Here is a 16,001-nt window from a genome sequence, read left to right on the forward strand (position 1 = left end):
ATAAACATAAAACTAAAAAAATCTCGTTTATAGTCTTAAACGACTTGGTACTGTAAACGAGCAAGTGCTTGAATATCCTGTAGCAATTTACGTTTGCTAAAAATCATGTTCCATGAACTACCGCCGAGTTGTCGCCATAAATGGGCCATTTGTAAGCCAGTAAACAGACAAGCACGGATGCGGTTAGTATGGTTGGTATCTTTAAATGCTTCTGCATTACCACGAACTAAAATGCGTGGGTTAATCTGGCCAGCCGTATCAACATAAGTTTGCGCCAAATTAGCTAAAATGCTCGGGTGTAAGTAGTTATTATCAAAAAAAGAAAGCTGTTTTAAAATTTTCTGCTGAGCTTTTTCAATGATTGCGACATATTCAGGGTTACTATAAACCTTTTTTTCTAGCTGTAAGAGCGACATCGCGTAGGACATTGGCAGTTTGGCCGTGCCCATTTTTGGAAGGCGAGACTTAGGCATGTTTGAAAAAGGTTGAGTAATACAATTTTCGAGTGTTTTAAGCCCTAAAGAGATATCTGCCAACTGATTAAAAAAATCTAAGGTTTGAACACCATTGTTGGCTGTAGGGCGAATATTTAAACTTGCTTTGATTAATAGTTCAAAATAGAAGTTACCACTTTCACCAATACTTTGCTGACCCGTCATGGCTGTCATATGGGTGAGCTGAGTGGCCTGAAATACCCCAGCCAAGGCAAGGGCACGGTTTTGGCGAACATTCAAGGCTTGTGATTGTTGAAATGGTAACTCCACCATGCCATTCATTCCCTTAAATAAAATTTGGTGTAGGGGCATTTGTATGGTGAATGACACCCCCGCCTAAGCAAACTTCATCTGAATAAAATACAACGCTTTGACCCGGTGTAACAGCACGCTGAGGTTCATCGAACTCAACGCGAACACCGTGTTCAGTGTTTTCATCAATAAAAATTGTACATCCCTGATCAGGTTGGCGATAACGCGTTTTAGCTGTACAGCGTAATCCCTCAACTGGAATATTTTGTTCACCAGCTACCCAGTCAATTGACTCACTCCACAGTTGAGTACTTTGCATGAGTGGGTGTTCATGTCCCTGACCAACAACGAGGCGATTATTGGCAAGATCTTTATGTAGTACGAACCATGCACCTTCAGCTGCACCTTTCAAACCACCTAGACCAATTCCACCACGTTGACCGAGCGTATAGTACATCAGACCGTGATGTTCACCAACTTCTTTACCTGTATCAAGTACAATTTTCCCAGGCTGAGCGGGTAAATATTGTTTAAGGAAGTCATTAAAACGACGTTCCCCAATAAAACAGATTCCTGTTGAGTCCTTTTTCTTGGCTGTAGCAAGATCAAGTTCTTCAGCAATTCTGCGAACTTCAGGTTTTTCGATTTCGCCGACTGGAAATAATGTTTTATTAATTTCTCTACCATGAACGGCATGTAAGAAATAGGTTTGGTCTTTATTGTTATCTACACCACGTAATAATGGTGCGTATGCTTCGCCTTTAGAGTTATATGCGGTTTCACCACGGCGTGCGTAATGACCCGTTGCGATGAAGTCTGCACCTAAAGTCATGGCATGATCTAAAAATGCACGGAATTTAATTTCTTTATTACATAAAATATCTGGATTTGGCGTACGACCAGCAGCATATTCAGCTAGGAAAAGTTCAAACACTCGATCCCAATATTCCATCGCAAAGTTTGCTGTATGCAGCTTAATACCGATTTTATCAGCTACTGCTTGGGCATCAGCTAAGTCTTCCATTGCCGTACAGTATTCCGTGCCGTCGTCTTCCTCCCAGTTCTTCATGAAAAGACCTTCAACTTGATAACCCTGTTGAAGTAAAAGTGCTGCAGAAACAGAAGAGTCTACACCACCAGACATACCGACGATGACACGTTGTTGCATAGGACTAGGCATCCAAATGAGAAGTTAATGAGGGAGAGAAGGGGTGCTCATAAATAAGCGATAAAGGATAATGGTGGCCTTTCATAGCATCTTCAACTGCTTTTAGCACAAGAGGACTGCGAGCACGGGCAGATTCTTTAAGTTCATCGGGTGTCATCCACACAGCAGCGATAATACCTGTGTCGAGTTGAGGATCACTTTCAACCTGAGTTACATGTGCTAGAAAACAGAAACGGTAATAAGTGCGATCGGGAAACATTGGCGGGGTATAAGTATAAATACCAAGCAAGGCATCAATTTCAACATGATGGCCTGTTTCTTCAAGTGTTTCTCGAATGGCAGCTTCTGTTAATGACTCACCACATTCTACATGACCGGCAGGTTGGTTAAATACTGTGTGCACAAAACCTTCGCTATGCTCTTCTACAAAAAGATAGCGTCCGTCTTTTTCTACGACTGTAGCAACAGTGACATGAGGAGTCCATGCGGCCATAAAAAAGCACCATGATTTAAAAGACGTATAATACGAAATTTAGGTGTTTTTGGCTACGATAAGATTTTTATAGATTAGAGTATTATTTTATAAATCTTTTTACTCATCAAGATTTGTTCTTTGCCATGAATTATTAATGGAGACTCTCTCAGCAGTTTGGCCGTAGTCAAGATCAAAAACTTCATTTAAGCTCGAATCTCTTAATATCATTTGTTCTAAGGCGACAAGACGAATATCTTCAGGTTCTTGATTACCTGTCAAAAATTGCCAATCTCCATCATGATCATGTACAACTCTTAAAATAGGTTGATTGAACTCCAGACACTGTCGAGTGGTGAAAACCCCTAAATTTTTGGCCTCTCTAAATTTAAAATCAGCATTTCGATCTAGTAAAGGCTGATCATAAATAAACTCTTCTTGATATCCATCTTCCCAAGGAAATTTGTCATTGCGATCAGTCCAGACTAATTGTAAAGCTGAGAATTTATTATGTTGGTAATAATTTAACGCCCCACCAAAATAATCATCAATATTCCTGAAGTCTACAGGTAAAAACTGAGCACGACTTTCTTTAAAAAACTGATCATCATAATCTTGATAGGAGGTAATTTTTTCGCCATTTTTAATTAGGTTTGCTACATCATTAATAATGAGATGAGCTAGATCCGTAGGTAATCCAAAACAAATAATTTCAGGATGCTGATAACTCTCATATAAACCCACACTGTAACTGAAAGAAGGTAAATAGTTCGTTGCACTAATTCCCATAACTTGTAATCCATATTTTTCAATATTGATTTTGATTTGGTTTATTAGCTCATGTTCAGTAGGGCAATTATGGGTATTATCTAAGCTCATTATTTATTTCTCAAAGGTTTCTTATTTTTGTAAGTGCAATATATGTATCAATTAAACTAAAAATAGCAAAGTTAGACTTCACTATTTTTATGATTATTTTGCACTTTTACATAATGTCTTGCTGAATAAGGAAGAAACGCCAGTTCTTTTTCAGTCAATGGTCGCACTTGTTGTACGGGGCTTCCTACATAGAGATAACCGCTTTTTAAGACTTTGCGAGGCGGAACTAAACTTCCTGCACCAATCATCACATCATCTTCAATAATCACGTCATCTAGAATAACGGTGTTGATTCCGACTAAAACACGGTTGCCAATGGTACAGCCATGTAAAGTCACATGGTGTCCAACCGTTACATCTTCACCAATAATCAGAGGTGAGCCATTCGGTTTGGCATCATTTTTATGGCTTACATGTAACATACAATGGTCTTGTACGTTACTGTTTTTGCCAATTTGAATACTATTTACGTCACCACGGATGACTGCAAAAGGCCAGACAGAAACATTTTCAGATAAGCTAACGTCACCAACCACAACAGCCATTTCATCGATATAACATGTTTTATCTACTTGAGGGTGGTGTTCAAGATAAGGACGAATGTTCTTTGCCATAAGAAGTATCAAAATAAAATTTAGTCGAATTATAAAATAAAAAAGCACTCAGGCTAAATAGCATGAGTGCTTAATTCAACTATTCAAAAATTAGAATAAGTTGCTGAAGAATTGCTTGATATGGTCGATTAAACGAGCAAAGAAACCTGCTTCTTCAACTGGCTTTAATGCAACTAACGGCTTTTCAGCAATTACTTTGCCGTCTAGGCTAGCAACAAGCTTACCGACAACTTGACCTTTTTGAAGTGGTGCATTTAAGTTAGGTTGAACCACTAACTGAGTTTTAATGCCATCAGCTTTACCTTTAGGCATAGTCACACTAAAGTTTTCAGCTAAACCAACTTGAACTTCATCTTCTTTACCAAACCAAACTTTTGCTTTTGCAAGAACCTGATTGGCTGGTTGAACATTTGCAGTTTCAAAGTTTGCAAAGCCCCAAGCCAGTAATGTACGCGTTTGGTCTGCACGTTCAGACATGCTTGGAGTACCAAAAATCACTGAAATTAAACGCATTGGACCGCGTTTACTTGAAGTAGTTAAGCAGTAACCAGCTTCATCTGTATGACCTGTTTTTAAACCATCTACACTTGGGTCGGTGTAAAGCAAGGCATTACGGTTACCTTGTTTAATACCATTAAAAGTAAATTCTTTTTCAGAGTAAATTGGGTAGTATTTTGAGCTGTCTTTAATAATATGTTGTGCTAACACAGCCATATCTTTTGCAGTTGAATAGTGGCCTTCAGCTGGCATACCAGTCGAGTTAATAAACTGGGTGTTTACCATGCCGATACGTTTTGCTTCCTGATTCATCATATGAGCAAACGTGCCTTCATTTCCTGCAATATGTTCAGCCATTGCTTTTGATGCATCATTACCTGATTGGATAATAATACCGCGGAGCATTTCTAGAACTGTCGCTGTACCGTTTAAAGGAACATACATACATGATTCAGAGCTACTTCCTTTACACCATGCAGACTCGTTCATACGGACCTGCTCATTTTCAGTCAGTTCACCTTTTAATAATTTTTGTTCAATGATGTAACTGGTCATCATTTTTGTCATAGACGCAGGTGCAAGCTTTTCGTTTTCATTTTTAGAAGCGAGAATTTGGCCTGTCTCATAATCCATTAATACATAAGACTTATTATTTAATTCTGGCGGAGCTGATAAGACAGTTGCTGCATAAGAAAAACTTGGTAAGAGGAGTAGTGCAGCAATAGCGCTTTTTCGAGTCATTCTAGGTAATTCCAATATCTTGTATGAAGCAGAAGAGCCTAGCATTTTAGGATAAAGCAAAGCCGACTTCTACGGGAGAAGTCGGCTTTTTCAAACAGTATTGTAACTCAAGAGTTTTTTACTAATTTAGTTTTGCGATTGATATGCTTTCACGTCTTGGCAAACTAATGTGTTTTGTTCATCACCAGCAGCTTTCGCATCGCTACGTGCTTCTTTTAAGTATTTCTTGAAAGCTTTGTCTTTACTACGTTTTTCTAATGCAGAAACAGCATCAGTTTCATTTGGTAGGTAGTCTTTAACTAAACGTTCATAGCCTTGAGCAAAATCAGCGTCTTTTTTACCAATCAAACTTGGACAAATTTCAGAAAGCACTTGAATTGCAGCTAATTCTTCAGGAGTCGTGCCTTGTTGTGGAGTCACTTCAACAACGTTTTCATTTTCGGTTTTCTTTTCAGTTGTTTTCTTCTTATCAGCAGCAAAACCAGCTGTTGCCATGCTCATAAGTAAAACCAAAGAGAGCGATTGAACTAAGCTTTTCTTCATAAACATCGATAACCCAAAATAAAATTTCTAAATATGCCGTTAGCTTAACCAATTTAGAGTTTAAAAAAATGGAAAAAATGTATTGTTATGTTGGTTTTCTGCTTAATGGCAAACAGAAAACCCAAAATGAATAAGTCTCTATATCACAAAAGAGTAAGATCTATTCTTTATAATTAACGATCTCTTCACAGAGCTCATGTTGTTCATGATGGTCCATTTGTTTTGCTGCAAGACGTGCTTCTTTTAATAAAGTTTTAAATTCAGCATCGTTTTGTAGAGTCGCTAAGGTCATTGATTTATTTGAATAACCACTTAAATACATTGCAATAATCTTTTGAGCATTTGACTCAAGTTTTTTATTTGTTCCGACAAAAGCTGGGCAGATTTCCTGCAAAACTTGCGTTGCGGCAATGTCATCTTTAATTAAGCTATCAGCCTCTTGTGTTGAGATATCCTCATCTGCAAAAACCGCTTGCGTACACAATGTGATACTGATCCCCAATACCTGAAAAAAAGGAGCGAAAGTTTTCATTTTTTCACAATTTTATAATGCTATGGAGGCATAAATATATATAATTCAACAAATAATTCAATTGTGAAAACCTTTAGGTTTATTTGTAGAGAAAGATTTTAGTGAATATTTTAATTGCGAATGATGACGGTGTTTTTGCGCCAGGTATACAGGCTTTAGCTGAAGCATTAAGACCACTTGGACGCGTGGTTGTGGTTGCGCCAGAAAGTGAAAGAAGTGGTTTCTCAAGTGCATTAACATTGGATCGACCATTACGCCCCATTCAAATTGCCGAAGATGTTTGGGCAGTGAATGGTACACCAGCAGATTGTGTTTATTTATCCATGAATGGATTGTTTGATTTTGAGTTTGACTTGGTCGTGAGCGGAATCAATAGTGGCGCGAACTTAGGTGATGATGTTTTATATTCGGGAACGGTAGGGGCCGCATTTGAAGGTCGTTTAATGAAACAACCTGCAATCGCTGTGTCTTTAGCAGGTCCTGATGTGCGTGCCTATAACAATAAAGAAGATTATGCTCAGGCTGCTCAGTGGGTACATGATTTTATTGCAAGCGGATTACCAGCTTTGCCTCCGCGACATATCTTTAATATCAATATTCCTGACGTACCGCAGTTAAAAGGGGCGCAGATTACATATCAAGGTCGCCGTGCTCAATCTAAGCCTATTACCAGTCATGTCGATCCACGAGGCCGTCAAGTTTACTGGATTGGACTAGCAGGTGAGGCGGTTACAGATCCGCAACGTGTTTCTAGCCAGATTCAATCTGATTTCTTTGCCGTTGCAAACGGTTATGTAAGTGTTACCCCTATTCAAATGGATGCAACAAATTACGCTGTTTTAGAAGATTTACAGATCAGTTTGAGTCAATAATTTGCCTCGAATGTTATAACTTTGTGAATAAAGAAAAAGAGGAACGTGTTTCCTCTTACTTTTTTGGTACTCTTAGCCGAAATGATTTGTAGCATTTAGTGAGGGAGATCAATGCATTTAATTGGGCAACAAAGCAGAGTGCATATCCAAAAAGACAAAATAATGAAAATTATGTTGTTGTCTGTGGCTGTAGGTTTTACCGTTGCTATGGCAGGGTGTGCTTCTAAACCACAAATTAATAATAGTTCTCGCTATGCAATGGCTCCTAACTATTACACAGTTCGTTCAGGTGATACTTTAAGTGGTATCGCAATGCGTTATGGTCTCGACTATATTAGTATTGCCGAAATGAATGATATTGCTCCGCCATATCGTATTTATGTTAATCAGTCTTTGCGTTTGAAGAAAGGTTCTTCACCAAGAACAGTATCTACGCAAGTCATAGCACAACCTGAGCAAATCAAACGTCAAACTATTGCTCTACCAACCACACAACCTGTTACACCAGTAACTCAGCCTACAACGACCGCACCATCAACGAATACGACAGTGACCTCGGTTGCACCAAATTCTAGTTTACGCTGGATAAAACCGAATAATGGACCAGTGATTCAAGGGTTTAATTTGGCAAATAATGTCAAAGGAATCCGTTATGGTGGAAATCAGGGGGACCCTATTTATGCCGCAGCAGATGGTCAAGTTGTCTACGCAGCTGATGGCTTAAAAGAATACGGCAATCTGGTTTTAATTAAGCATATTGACGGCTATATCAGTGCCTATGCCCACAATAGCAAGATGTTGGTGAAAAGCGGTGACAATGTAACTGCTGGACAAAAAATTGCCGAGATGGGCTCTACTGGGGCTTCTCAGGTCATGCTTGAGTTCCAGATCCGTTTGGATGGAAAACCAATTAATCCTATAAATCTTTTACCAAAATAGCTAATGCATAAAACTTAGGTTTCCTCGTATAATATAATTGGTTGCTTTCATTACAACAATAAGCATTTTTTTATAAATTTAGAATTAGATTTGAGGAAACCTATGTTAGATCAGCTTCGTGCGATGGGTGTTTTTGCTTGTGTGGTTGAAAAAAGTTCATTTAGTGGTGCGGCACGTGAATTAGGAATTACAACAAGTGCGGTGAGCCAGCAGATTCGATCCCTTGAGCATGAAATGGATGTAATTCTATTACATCGCTCCACGCGTAAACTCAGTTTGACAGAAGCCGGACAGGCTTTTTTTTCAAGCTGTCAAGAAATGTTGGCGGCTGCTGAAAGGGGGAAAATCAGAATTAATGAGTTGAGGGATGACTTAATTGGGGATTTGCGTATCGCAACTACTCCTGATTTAGCAGTTCAGCACCTCATTCCTGCGTTATCTCACTGGATGTCAGCTCATCGCGGTTTATCTGTGCATTTTGAAGTTGGGCATCGTTATATCGACTTAATTGAAGAGCGAATTGATATTGCAGTGCGCATGAGTTCTACGCCGGTAGAAGAAAGCAGCTCTGTCATTCCGATGGCTTTTGTCGATCAGATTTTGGTAGCTTCTCCAAGTTATCTGAATCAATCTAGTCCAATTGTGCATCCTAATGATTTAAGAGATCATGAGTTATTATCAATTAATGTCATGAATGACGCGCACCATTTCCATTTTCAACATGTAAAAACGGGTGAAACACTTAATGTTGAAATGCAAAGCCGTTTGCAAAGCAATAATTTACAAGTTGCAAAAGCGTTATGTCAGCAAGGACATGGTATTGCAAGAATTTTATATTTAGATGCTCAAAAAGAGTTAAAAAATGGTTCTTTAATTGAACTCATGCCAGATTGGAAATTACCAACTTTTACTTTGTATGCAGAAGTTGCCGAGCATGACCAACAGCCAATGAAAATTCAGCGCTGTGTTGAAGCACTTAAACAATATTTTAGTCAGTTAGCAGGAGGACGAGCGATCCAAATCGTTCGTTAATTTTGCCACTCTAAAAGTAAAAAGGGCCTGTATTTGACAGGCCCTTTTTTATTACTTCTGTTTTAAGGTTGCGACTTCTTCTACGCTTTCTTGTGGTAGGTCTTCCGCCGTAAGCTCTTCATGCTTCTTAATTTTTTTCTTATTTTTCTTTTTCTTCTTTGGCTCCTCTTCAATTTCTGCGCCATCTTCAATGGCTTGCCAATATTCGAGTTGCTCCATTACAGCAGCATAAATAGAGTGTTTACTGTACTTACCTTTTTTGTCGAGTGTACCGACAGGGCGGGCCATTAAAATCTCAAGCGCTTGATCAATAGTATCAATCGCATGAATATGGAATTGACCACTTTGTACCGCATCAATTACATCTTGGCGTAACATCAAGTGCTGCATGTTTTGACGTGGAATAATGACACCTTGTTTACCAGTTAAACCTTGTAATTTACATGCATCATAGAAGCCTTCAATTTTTGCATTTACACCACCAATTGGTTGAACTTGGCCTAACTGGTTCATAGAACCCGTAATTGCCCATGATTGATCAATTGGTATTTGGCTAATTGCAGAAATTAATGCAGAAAGCTCGGCAACTGTTGCACTGTCGCCGTCCACTTGTCCATAACTTTGTTCAAAGGCTAGAGCAGCAGAGAAATGTAAAATCTGTTCACGACCAAAATGAGCTTTCAAGAAGCTAGACATGAGCAATACGCCTTTGGCATGCAGTGAACCGCCAAGTTCTACACTACGCTCAATATCAAGAATATCGCCGCCGCCTTGATAAACTGATGCAGTCAAACGTGAAGGTAAACCAAACTCAACATCTGCATAGTGAATAACAGAGAGGGCATTGATTTGACCTAAACGATGACCTGAAGTTTCGATTAACTGAGTTCCACGTGACAAATCTTGCCAGTAAAGCTCTCTTAAATAGCCTAAGCGATACTGTCTGTGTTGTAGTGCCAAGTTAATGTGCTGGTCAGTTACAAGCTTTTCATTGGCTTTAAAAGCATGGTGATGTGCTTCGCGAATGAGGTCGCCCAAAGTTGAAGCATGTAATGACAGCGAGCTTTGATCTTCTGCCTGACGACTTGAGTCGGTAAGTAATGCTGCTAAAGCACTGCGATCAAACGGAAGTAATTTATCCGCTTGTACATAATCAGCAATTAGCTGCATGTAGGCTTGCTCATTTTCGTCATTACGTTGCAGAGTATCGGTAAAATCTGCACGAATTTTAAAGACACTGCCAAGCTCTGGTTCTACTTCTAAAATTTCATAATAAATTTCAGGTTCTGCCATAAGAACCACTTTAATATCAAGTGGAACAGCAGCAGGTTCAATCGAGATAGAGCCTGTTAACGTCAGCATATGTTCAAGAGAAGAAAGCTTGAGTTGACCTGATTTCAAGGCACGCTTTAAACCTTGCCATGCATAAGGCTGTTCGAGTAATTGCTCGGCCTCAAGCATTAAAAAGCCACCATTCGCTTGATGTAGAGCACCTGGACGAATGAGAGTAAAATCTGTGGTAATTGTGCCGTTGTGAGTAAGTTGTTCAACATGACCAAGCAAGTTGTAGTGCGTTGGGAAATCTTCAAAAATAACCGGTGCGCCACTGTTTGGTTTGTTTGAGACAATTACATTGGCCTGATAACGTGCAGGCACACGATTGAACATTGCCGGAGCAAAGTCATCTTCTTCTTGCTCTAAAATGAGTTCAACATTATCAATTACATCTTGAGCATATTGTTTTAAATAATCTTCAAGGCCTTTGACTTGACCATATTTATTTAAAATCAAATCCATGCGTGGCTTAACCACTTGAGTCGCGATGTCTCGATTCAACACAGAGACTTTGTCACGTGCGTCATCTTCTAAATCACCTAAATGCAAACCAAGACGCTCGAGCTTTTTATCCATGTAGCGAACATTCGCTGCAATTTCAGCACGTTGCTTAGTATTTAGAGCATCAATTTCTGTTTGAGTCAGTTCTTGCACTTGATCATCTTTTACTTGTACAGGTACAAAGCCATGCTTTTCATTACGGGAGATGAGTTTTAAGTCGAGTTCTTCACCTTCTTTGGTTAACTCGACAAGCGCTTGTTGCTGCTCATCTCCAGTTTCCTCACGGATACGCTCAATACGGTTATGATAGGTCTCCGCACTAAAACGGCGTTCAAGCTGTTTTAAAATAATTTGCCAAGTTTGATGAAGGGCATGTTGAAACTTGGTTCCTTGTCCAGCAGGGAAGCGTAAAGCAAGTGGTTGGCGTGCCTGCTTAAAATTATAGACATATACCCAGTCATCTGGGGTAGGCATTGTTTTCGCATGTTGTTGGAGTAAACGCTTAATCATGGTGCGTTTACCCAAGCCTGCTGTTCCTACTGCAAAAATGTTATAGCCAGAGTAGGGTAAAGAAATACCCGCTTCTACCGATGCTTTGGCACGGTCTTGCCCTAAAAAGTTATTAAGCGGTTTTATACGTTTTGTAGAAGCTGGAATTTTTTCAAAATCTGGAATATGTGTTAGTTGTTCGGGTTTTAAGGCTGTTTTATCCAAAGTCATTTTTATATCAGGTTGCTCAAAAGCTGAAGGAAATGCATTTATTGTGACGTTTGTGGTGTTTGTTTTAGCGAGTGATAAAGTTGAGATGGTCACTTGATCAAGTTTTTGTGTCACTGTTGATATCCAGCAAAAGAAAACGAAGGTTGAAGCTTAAAGGTATACAGGTTTAGCATAAAATATCAAGCAAACTTGCCGTTTTTATCGCCAAAACAAAATTGATTGCATAAAGAATCTTGAAAGCAATTGTAAGAAGGGTTTGAATAGGCACATTTATAATTTATGGAAAATAAAAAACGAATGAGTGCTGAATCAAAAGGGTGGAAAAGTTCCTTTACGGCCTTCTTGGATCGCCGAGCAATTATTATGTTGTTTTTAGGCTTTTCATCAGGAATTCCCATATTTCTAATTTTTTCAACTTTATCATTTTGGTTGACTGAAGCTGGAATTAACAGAAGTACTATCACCATGTTCTCTTGGGCAGCTTTGGCTTATTCGTTCAAGTTTATTTGGGCACCTTTGATAGATAAATTACCACTTCCTTATTTAACAAGAAAAATGGGGTTAAGACGTAGTTGGCTATTAGTTGCACAAATTTTGGTTATCTGTGCAATTTGTTTAATGGCATTTACAAATCCCTTACCGAATACTTCTGATTTTGGCTCATTTTCAAATCTGACTATTATGGCAGCAGCTGCTATTTTCCTTGGCTTCTCTTCAGCTACTCAAGATATTATTGTTGATGCTTATCGTATTGAATTGACTGAAGATCCTAATGTGCAAACTGTTTTAGCTTCAACGTATAATGCTGGATATCGTACTGCTACAATCATTACACAATTAGGTGCGTTATTATTTGCAGCTTCACTGGGTACAGCTGTTGGTAATTATATATATGAAGCTTGGCGAACTACATATTTATTAATGGCAGGCCTCATGGGTATAGGAATAATTACAACATTATTTATTCATGAGCCTGAAGTTAAACGTATTCAACATCACTATCAAGCTAAAGACTATTTTCAGTTATTCTCAGTTTTTGTTATTTCAACCATCGTTTTTGGGATTAGCTTTTACCAAATTGGTTTAATTTTTGATTCGTTTTCTATCGAAGATGCTTTTTTAAACTTTCTACTTTTAGTTATTAAATTTTTAATTAGTATATCAATTGCGGTGATTGTAATTTTTGGGTTAATTAAGTTTGGTCTAATTAATAAGAAAATTGTTGTAGAAACATGGTTGTCACCTTTACTAGATTTTTTTAAGCGATATGGATTAAAAGTTGCTTTAGCAATTTTATTGCTAATAGGTTTTTATCGTATTTCAGATGTCGTTGCTGGTGTAATGGCTAATTTATTCTATTTAGACTTGAATTTTGATAAAGAGGAAATTGCTTGGTTTAATAAGTTCTTTGCGATCTTCTTTGTCATATTGGGTGGTTTTCTCGGAGGAATGTTAGCGCAACGCTATAATGTAATGAAAATGATGTTGTTAGGAGCAATTTTAGCAAGCACTACCAACTTGATTTTTGTTGGATTAGTTAAATCTGGCGCTACTATGCAAAATGTTCAAGTTCATATAGGGGATCACACTTATACAACAAGCCCTGATGAAGTGGGAAACTGGTCACTAAAATTCCCGAGTAATACATTGACGTCAGCTCAGAATGAAGTCTCAATTAATTCTCAGCCTGTAGGCTATGCTGAACCTTTAAAGATAAACCTTCCATTAAAAGTATTTAACTCAGAATCACAACCAGATATTTATGTTCAAGCAATTGGTGGAGATAATCTTTTATATAAAGATGAGCTGAAAAAAGATGTAATTCTTCATGGTAGTTTATTGAATCTACCTAAAAATGGTGAGCTAAAATCCGTTAGTATTTTATTGAATTCACAAAATAAAATAGAAGGTAAGATTAAAGGTAGTGATTGGAATGTTATTATTCCTGGAAATGATCTTGCTAAACTTAATTCAATACAAGTAGAAGCAAATTATGAAGCCAATAAGCAAATACATACTTTAACTTTAAACCATTCTTATCAAAAGCAGCTAGAAGAGAATCAACCTCGTTATCGTATGAATTTATCCGATATTCCAGCGATTCCGATTGATAAAAATATGGATATCGAATTGAAAGGAAAAGTAGTTGTTCCTTATAGCAAAGTTTGGTTAGTAATGGGCATCATATTTGATAACTTAGCCTCCGGATTAGCTGGGGCAGTTTTTATTGCATTTCTTTCTAGTTTAACTAGTGTGTCATTTACCGCCATGCAATATGCTATTTTTAGCTCGCTAATGCTGTTGTTACCAAAAACGATTGGTGGTTACTCAGGTACAATAGTGAATCATATCGGTTATTCAGGCTTTTTTACGGCTACATTTTTGATGGGATTACCAATTTTATTACTCGTGATTTGGGTGGGTAAGTTGTTGGCTAATCAATCATCAAAATGAAAGTTTCCTAGGAGATAAATATATGCGAATGCTTCATACAATGTTGCGAGTAGGCAATTTAGAACAATCTTTAAAGTTCTATACCGAAGTATTAGGGATGAAGTTACTTCGTAAGCGTGATTATGAAGAAGGGCGCTTTACACTAGCATTTGTTGGCTATGGCGATGAAGAAACCAATACCGTGCTTGAGCTTACCCATAACTGGGATACATCAAGTTATGATTTAGGCAATGCCTATGGCCACATTGCTATTGGTGTTGACGATGCCTATAAAGCGTGTGAAGAAATTAAAGCACGTGGTGGCAAAGTTGTACGCGAAGCAGGGCCAATGAAAGGTGGTGTTACCGTTATCGCATTTGTTGAAGATCCAGACGGCTATAAAGTCGAATTGATTCAACAAGATGCTAATGCGACAAATAACTAAAAATTGACTGTGATGCTTTAAGAATTAGTTCTTAAAAGCCTAGCTTTATTTTTTTAGCCCAGTATGATGAACGCTTGACCAAATGGTCAATTTATCAACTGGGTTTTTTATTTATCTAGAATAATCATAGGATATGGCTATGCTGAAGTTATTGGCTCTTGATCGATTTACAGTTTTGTTAGTTGGAATGGTACTACTAGCAACATTTTTTCCAGTCAGTGGTCAAGCAGCTCAATATTTCAATACACTGACCACAGTCGCGATTGCAATCTTATTCTTTTTGCATGGCGCGAAACTATCACGTGAGGCTGTAATTGAAGGTATTTTGCATTGGAAAATGCATTTACTGGTCTTCGCATTTACTTTCTTTATTTTCCCTGTGATTGGTCTGTTGGCTAAGCCAATTTTATTACCTCTGTTAGGTCAACAGCTCTACTGGGGTTTTTTATTTATGTGCTTTTTACCCTCTACAGTTCAATCCTCTATTGCATTTACGTCGGTTGCAAAAGGGAACGTGGCGGGAGCGGTATGCAGTGCATCTTTTTCAAACTTGATTGGTATGTTTATTACACCAGTCTTGGTGAGCTTTTTTATTTTAGGCCAAAGCCAACATGGATTTGACCCGACGACTTCAATTATACAAATTACATTATTACTGTTAGTGCCATTTATTTTAGGTCAATTATTACGTCCTTATATTTTCCCTTATATGGCAAAAGTTCCGAGTATTGTTAAAGCATTCGATCAAGGCTCGATTTTGATGGTGGTGTATGGCGCATTTAGTGGAGCCGTAGTTGCAGGTCTTTGGCATCAAGTAAGTTGGAAAATTTTACTCATTCTAACAATTGCGTGTTCAGTACTTTTAACAATTATTATGCTATTAGCACTTTACCTACCGCGTGCTTTAGGTTTTAACCGAGCAGATCAAATTACAGTTTTCTTTTGTGGCTCCAAAAAGACCTTGGCGAGTGGTGTTCCGATGGCGCAAATCTTATTTATTGGCCAACCTTTAGGCATGATCGTGTTACCTATTATGATTTTTCACCAAATACAGTTAATGGTGTGTGGGGTGATCGCAAATTACTTGGCTAAATCCCAAGATTAATTCGCAAAAGAAAATTATTTGACGTATAATGTTGCCCACTTGTTGTGCTTAGCTCTAACCCTAGAGGTTTCGGTGGGCCAAAAGAATGGTCTGTTGTGGTGTTGATCTGCTCATTTTGAGCCTGTCCTCAACTTAAGTTGAGAGTGATCAATTGCGATGACAGCTTAAGCCTTTCTTCCAATTAGGAGTAATCGACGATGCGCGCCGATATTCACCCAAAATATGAAAAATTAGTTGCAACTTGTTCTTGCGGTAACGTAATCGAAACTCGTTCTGCTTTAGGTAAAGAAACTATCTACCTTGACGTATGTTCAGCTTGCCACCCATTCTACACTGGTAAGCAAAAGAATGTAGACACTGGTGGTCGTATCGACAAATTCAAACAACGTTTTGCTGGTATGTCTCGCTCTATCAAGCGTTAATACT

16 protein-coding genes are annotated in these 16,001 nt (G+C 38.3%); 7 read left to right on the plus strand and 9 right to left on the minus strand.

Translation table 11 applies throughout. From position 1 onward, the window contains the following. Positions 1-35 precede the first annotated feature (35 nt). From hflD to ACTJJG_RS06875, 8 genes are all read right to left on the minus strand, one after another. Positions 36-767, minus strand: coding sequence for a high frequency lysogenization protein HflD (hflD, locus tag ACTJJG_RS06840; protein ID WP_002118587.1), 732 nt, complete (start codon positions 765-767; stop codon positions 36-38). 13 nt (positions 768-780) lie between these two features. Beyond that, positions 781-1,914 carry a tRNA 2-thiouridine(34) synthase MnmA gene (mnmA, locus tag ACTJJG_RS06845; RefSeq protein ID WP_032035860.1) on the minus strand — a complete coding sequence of 378 codons (1,134 nt, stop codon included), beginning with the start codon at positions 1,912-1,914 and terminating at the stop codon, positions 781-783. A 4-nt stretch (positions 1,915-1,918) separates the two neighbouring features. Further along, entirely contained in the window at positions 1,919-2,407 is a 489-nt protein-coding gene (locus tag ACTJJG_RS06850) for an NUDIX hydrolase (protein WP_032063058.1), read from the minus strand. 99 nt (positions 2,408-2,506) lie between these two features. Then, entirely contained in the window at positions 2,507-3,265 is a 759-nt protein-coding gene (locus ACTJJG_RS06855; protein ID WP_032063057.1) for a DUF4262 domain-containing protein, read from the minus strand. 71 nt (positions 3,266-3,336) lie between these two features. Further along, positions 3,337-3,879, minus strand: coding sequence for a gamma carbonic anhydrase family protein (locus ACTJJG_RS06860; protein WP_032035857.1), 543 nt, complete (start codon positions 3,877-3,879; stop codon positions 3,337-3,339). Between the two features lie 90 nt (positions 3,880-3,969). After that, positions 3,970-5,118, minus strand: a complete 1,149-nt coding sequence (dacC, locus tag ACTJJG_RS06865; RefSeq protein WP_002118558.1) for a D-alanyl-D-alanine carboxypeptidase PBP5/6 — start codon at positions 5,116-5,118, stop codon at positions 3,970-3,972. Positions 5,119-5,244: 126 nt separating this feature from the next. Then, a complete protein-coding gene (locus ACTJJG_RS06870) occupies positions 5,245-5,667 on the minus strand; it encodes an MCR_0457 family protein (protein WP_002118406.1) in 423 nt (140 codons plus the stop codon). A gap of 154 nt (positions 5,668-5,821) precedes the next feature. Further along, positions 5,822-6,193 (minus strand): MCR_0457 family protein, encoded by a 372-nt coding sequence (locus tag ACTJJG_RS06875; RefSeq protein WP_032063056.1) that lies wholly within the window; start codon positions 6,191-6,193, stop codon positions 5,822-5,824. A gap of 101 nt (positions 6,194-6,294) precedes the next feature. Between ACTJJG_RS06875 and surE the strand changes: the two genes are divergently transcribed. The 3 genes from surE to ACTJJG_RS06890 all read left to right on the plus strand — a co-directional run bounded on the left by surE (position 6,295) and on the right by ACTJJG_RS06890 (position 9,036). Continuing rightward, a complete protein-coding gene (gene surE / locus ACTJJG_RS06880; RefSeq protein WP_032055287.1) occupies positions 6,295-7,065 on the plus strand; it encodes a 5'/3'-nucleotidase SurE in 771 nt (256 codons plus the stop codon). Between the two features lie 111 nt (positions 7,066-7,176). After that, the gene (locus ACTJJG_RS06885) at positions 7,177-8,004 is read left to right on the plus strand and encodes a peptidoglycan DD-metalloendopeptidase family protein (RefSeq protein WP_032055289.1); all 828 of its coding nucleotides are present in this window, start codon (positions 7,177-7,179) and stop codon (positions 8,002-8,004) included. 102 nt (positions 8,005-8,106) lie between these two features. After that, positions 8,107-9,036 carry a LysR family transcriptional regulator gene (locus tag ACTJJG_RS06890; RefSeq protein WP_372552530.1) on the plus strand — a complete coding sequence of 310 codons (930 nt, stop codon included), beginning with the start codon at positions 8,107-8,109 and terminating at the stop codon, positions 9,034-9,036. Positions 9,037-9,087: 51 nt separating this feature from the next. Here ACTJJG_RS06890 and ACTJJG_RS06895 read toward each other — a convergent pair whose 3' ends face one another. Next, positions 9,088-11,706, minus strand: a complete 2,619-nt coding sequence (locus ACTJJG_RS06895; RefSeq protein ID WP_005067989.1) for a Lon protease family protein — start codon at positions 11,704-11,706, stop codon at positions 9,088-9,090. 165 nt (positions 11,707-11,871) lie between these two features. Here ACTJJG_RS06895 and ACTJJG_RS06900 point away from each other — a divergent pair, with 165 nt between their 5' ends. From ACTJJG_RS06900 to rpmE, 4 genes are all read left to right on the plus strand, one after another. After that, positions 11,872-14,046: an AmpG family muropeptide MFS transporter gene (locus ACTJJG_RS06900; protein ID WP_032055292.1), complete on the plus strand. Its 2,175-nt coding sequence runs from the start codon at positions 11,872-11,874 to the stop codon at positions 14,044-14,046. A gap of 22 nt (positions 14,047-14,068) precedes the next feature. Beyond that, positions 14,069-14,470: a lactoylglutathione lyase gene (gene gloA / locus ACTJJG_RS06905; protein WP_005067992.1), complete on the plus strand. Its 402-nt coding sequence runs from the start codon at positions 14,069-14,071 to the stop codon at positions 14,468-14,470. Between the two features lie 133 nt (positions 14,471-14,603). Beyond that, complete coding sequence (locus tag ACTJJG_RS06910; protein WP_081318531.1) at positions 14,604-15,575, plus strand: bile acid:sodium symporter family protein; 972 nt, start codon at positions 14,604-14,606, stop codon at positions 15,573-15,575. Between the two features lie 197 nt (positions 15,576-15,772). Next, the gene (gene rpmE, locus ACTJJG_RS06915; RefSeq protein WP_001200845.1) at positions 15,773-15,997 is read left to right on the plus strand and encodes a 50S ribosomal protein L31; all 225 of its coding nucleotides are present in this window, start codon (positions 15,773-15,775) and stop codon (positions 15,995-15,997) included. Positions 15,998-16,001: the final 4 nt, after the last annotated feature.

The organism is Acinetobacter sp. 22512 (assembly GCF_052044755.1).
GTDB lineage: Bacteria > Pseudomonadota > Gammaproteobacteria > Pseudomonadales > Moraxellaceae > Acinetobacter > Acinetobacter pittii.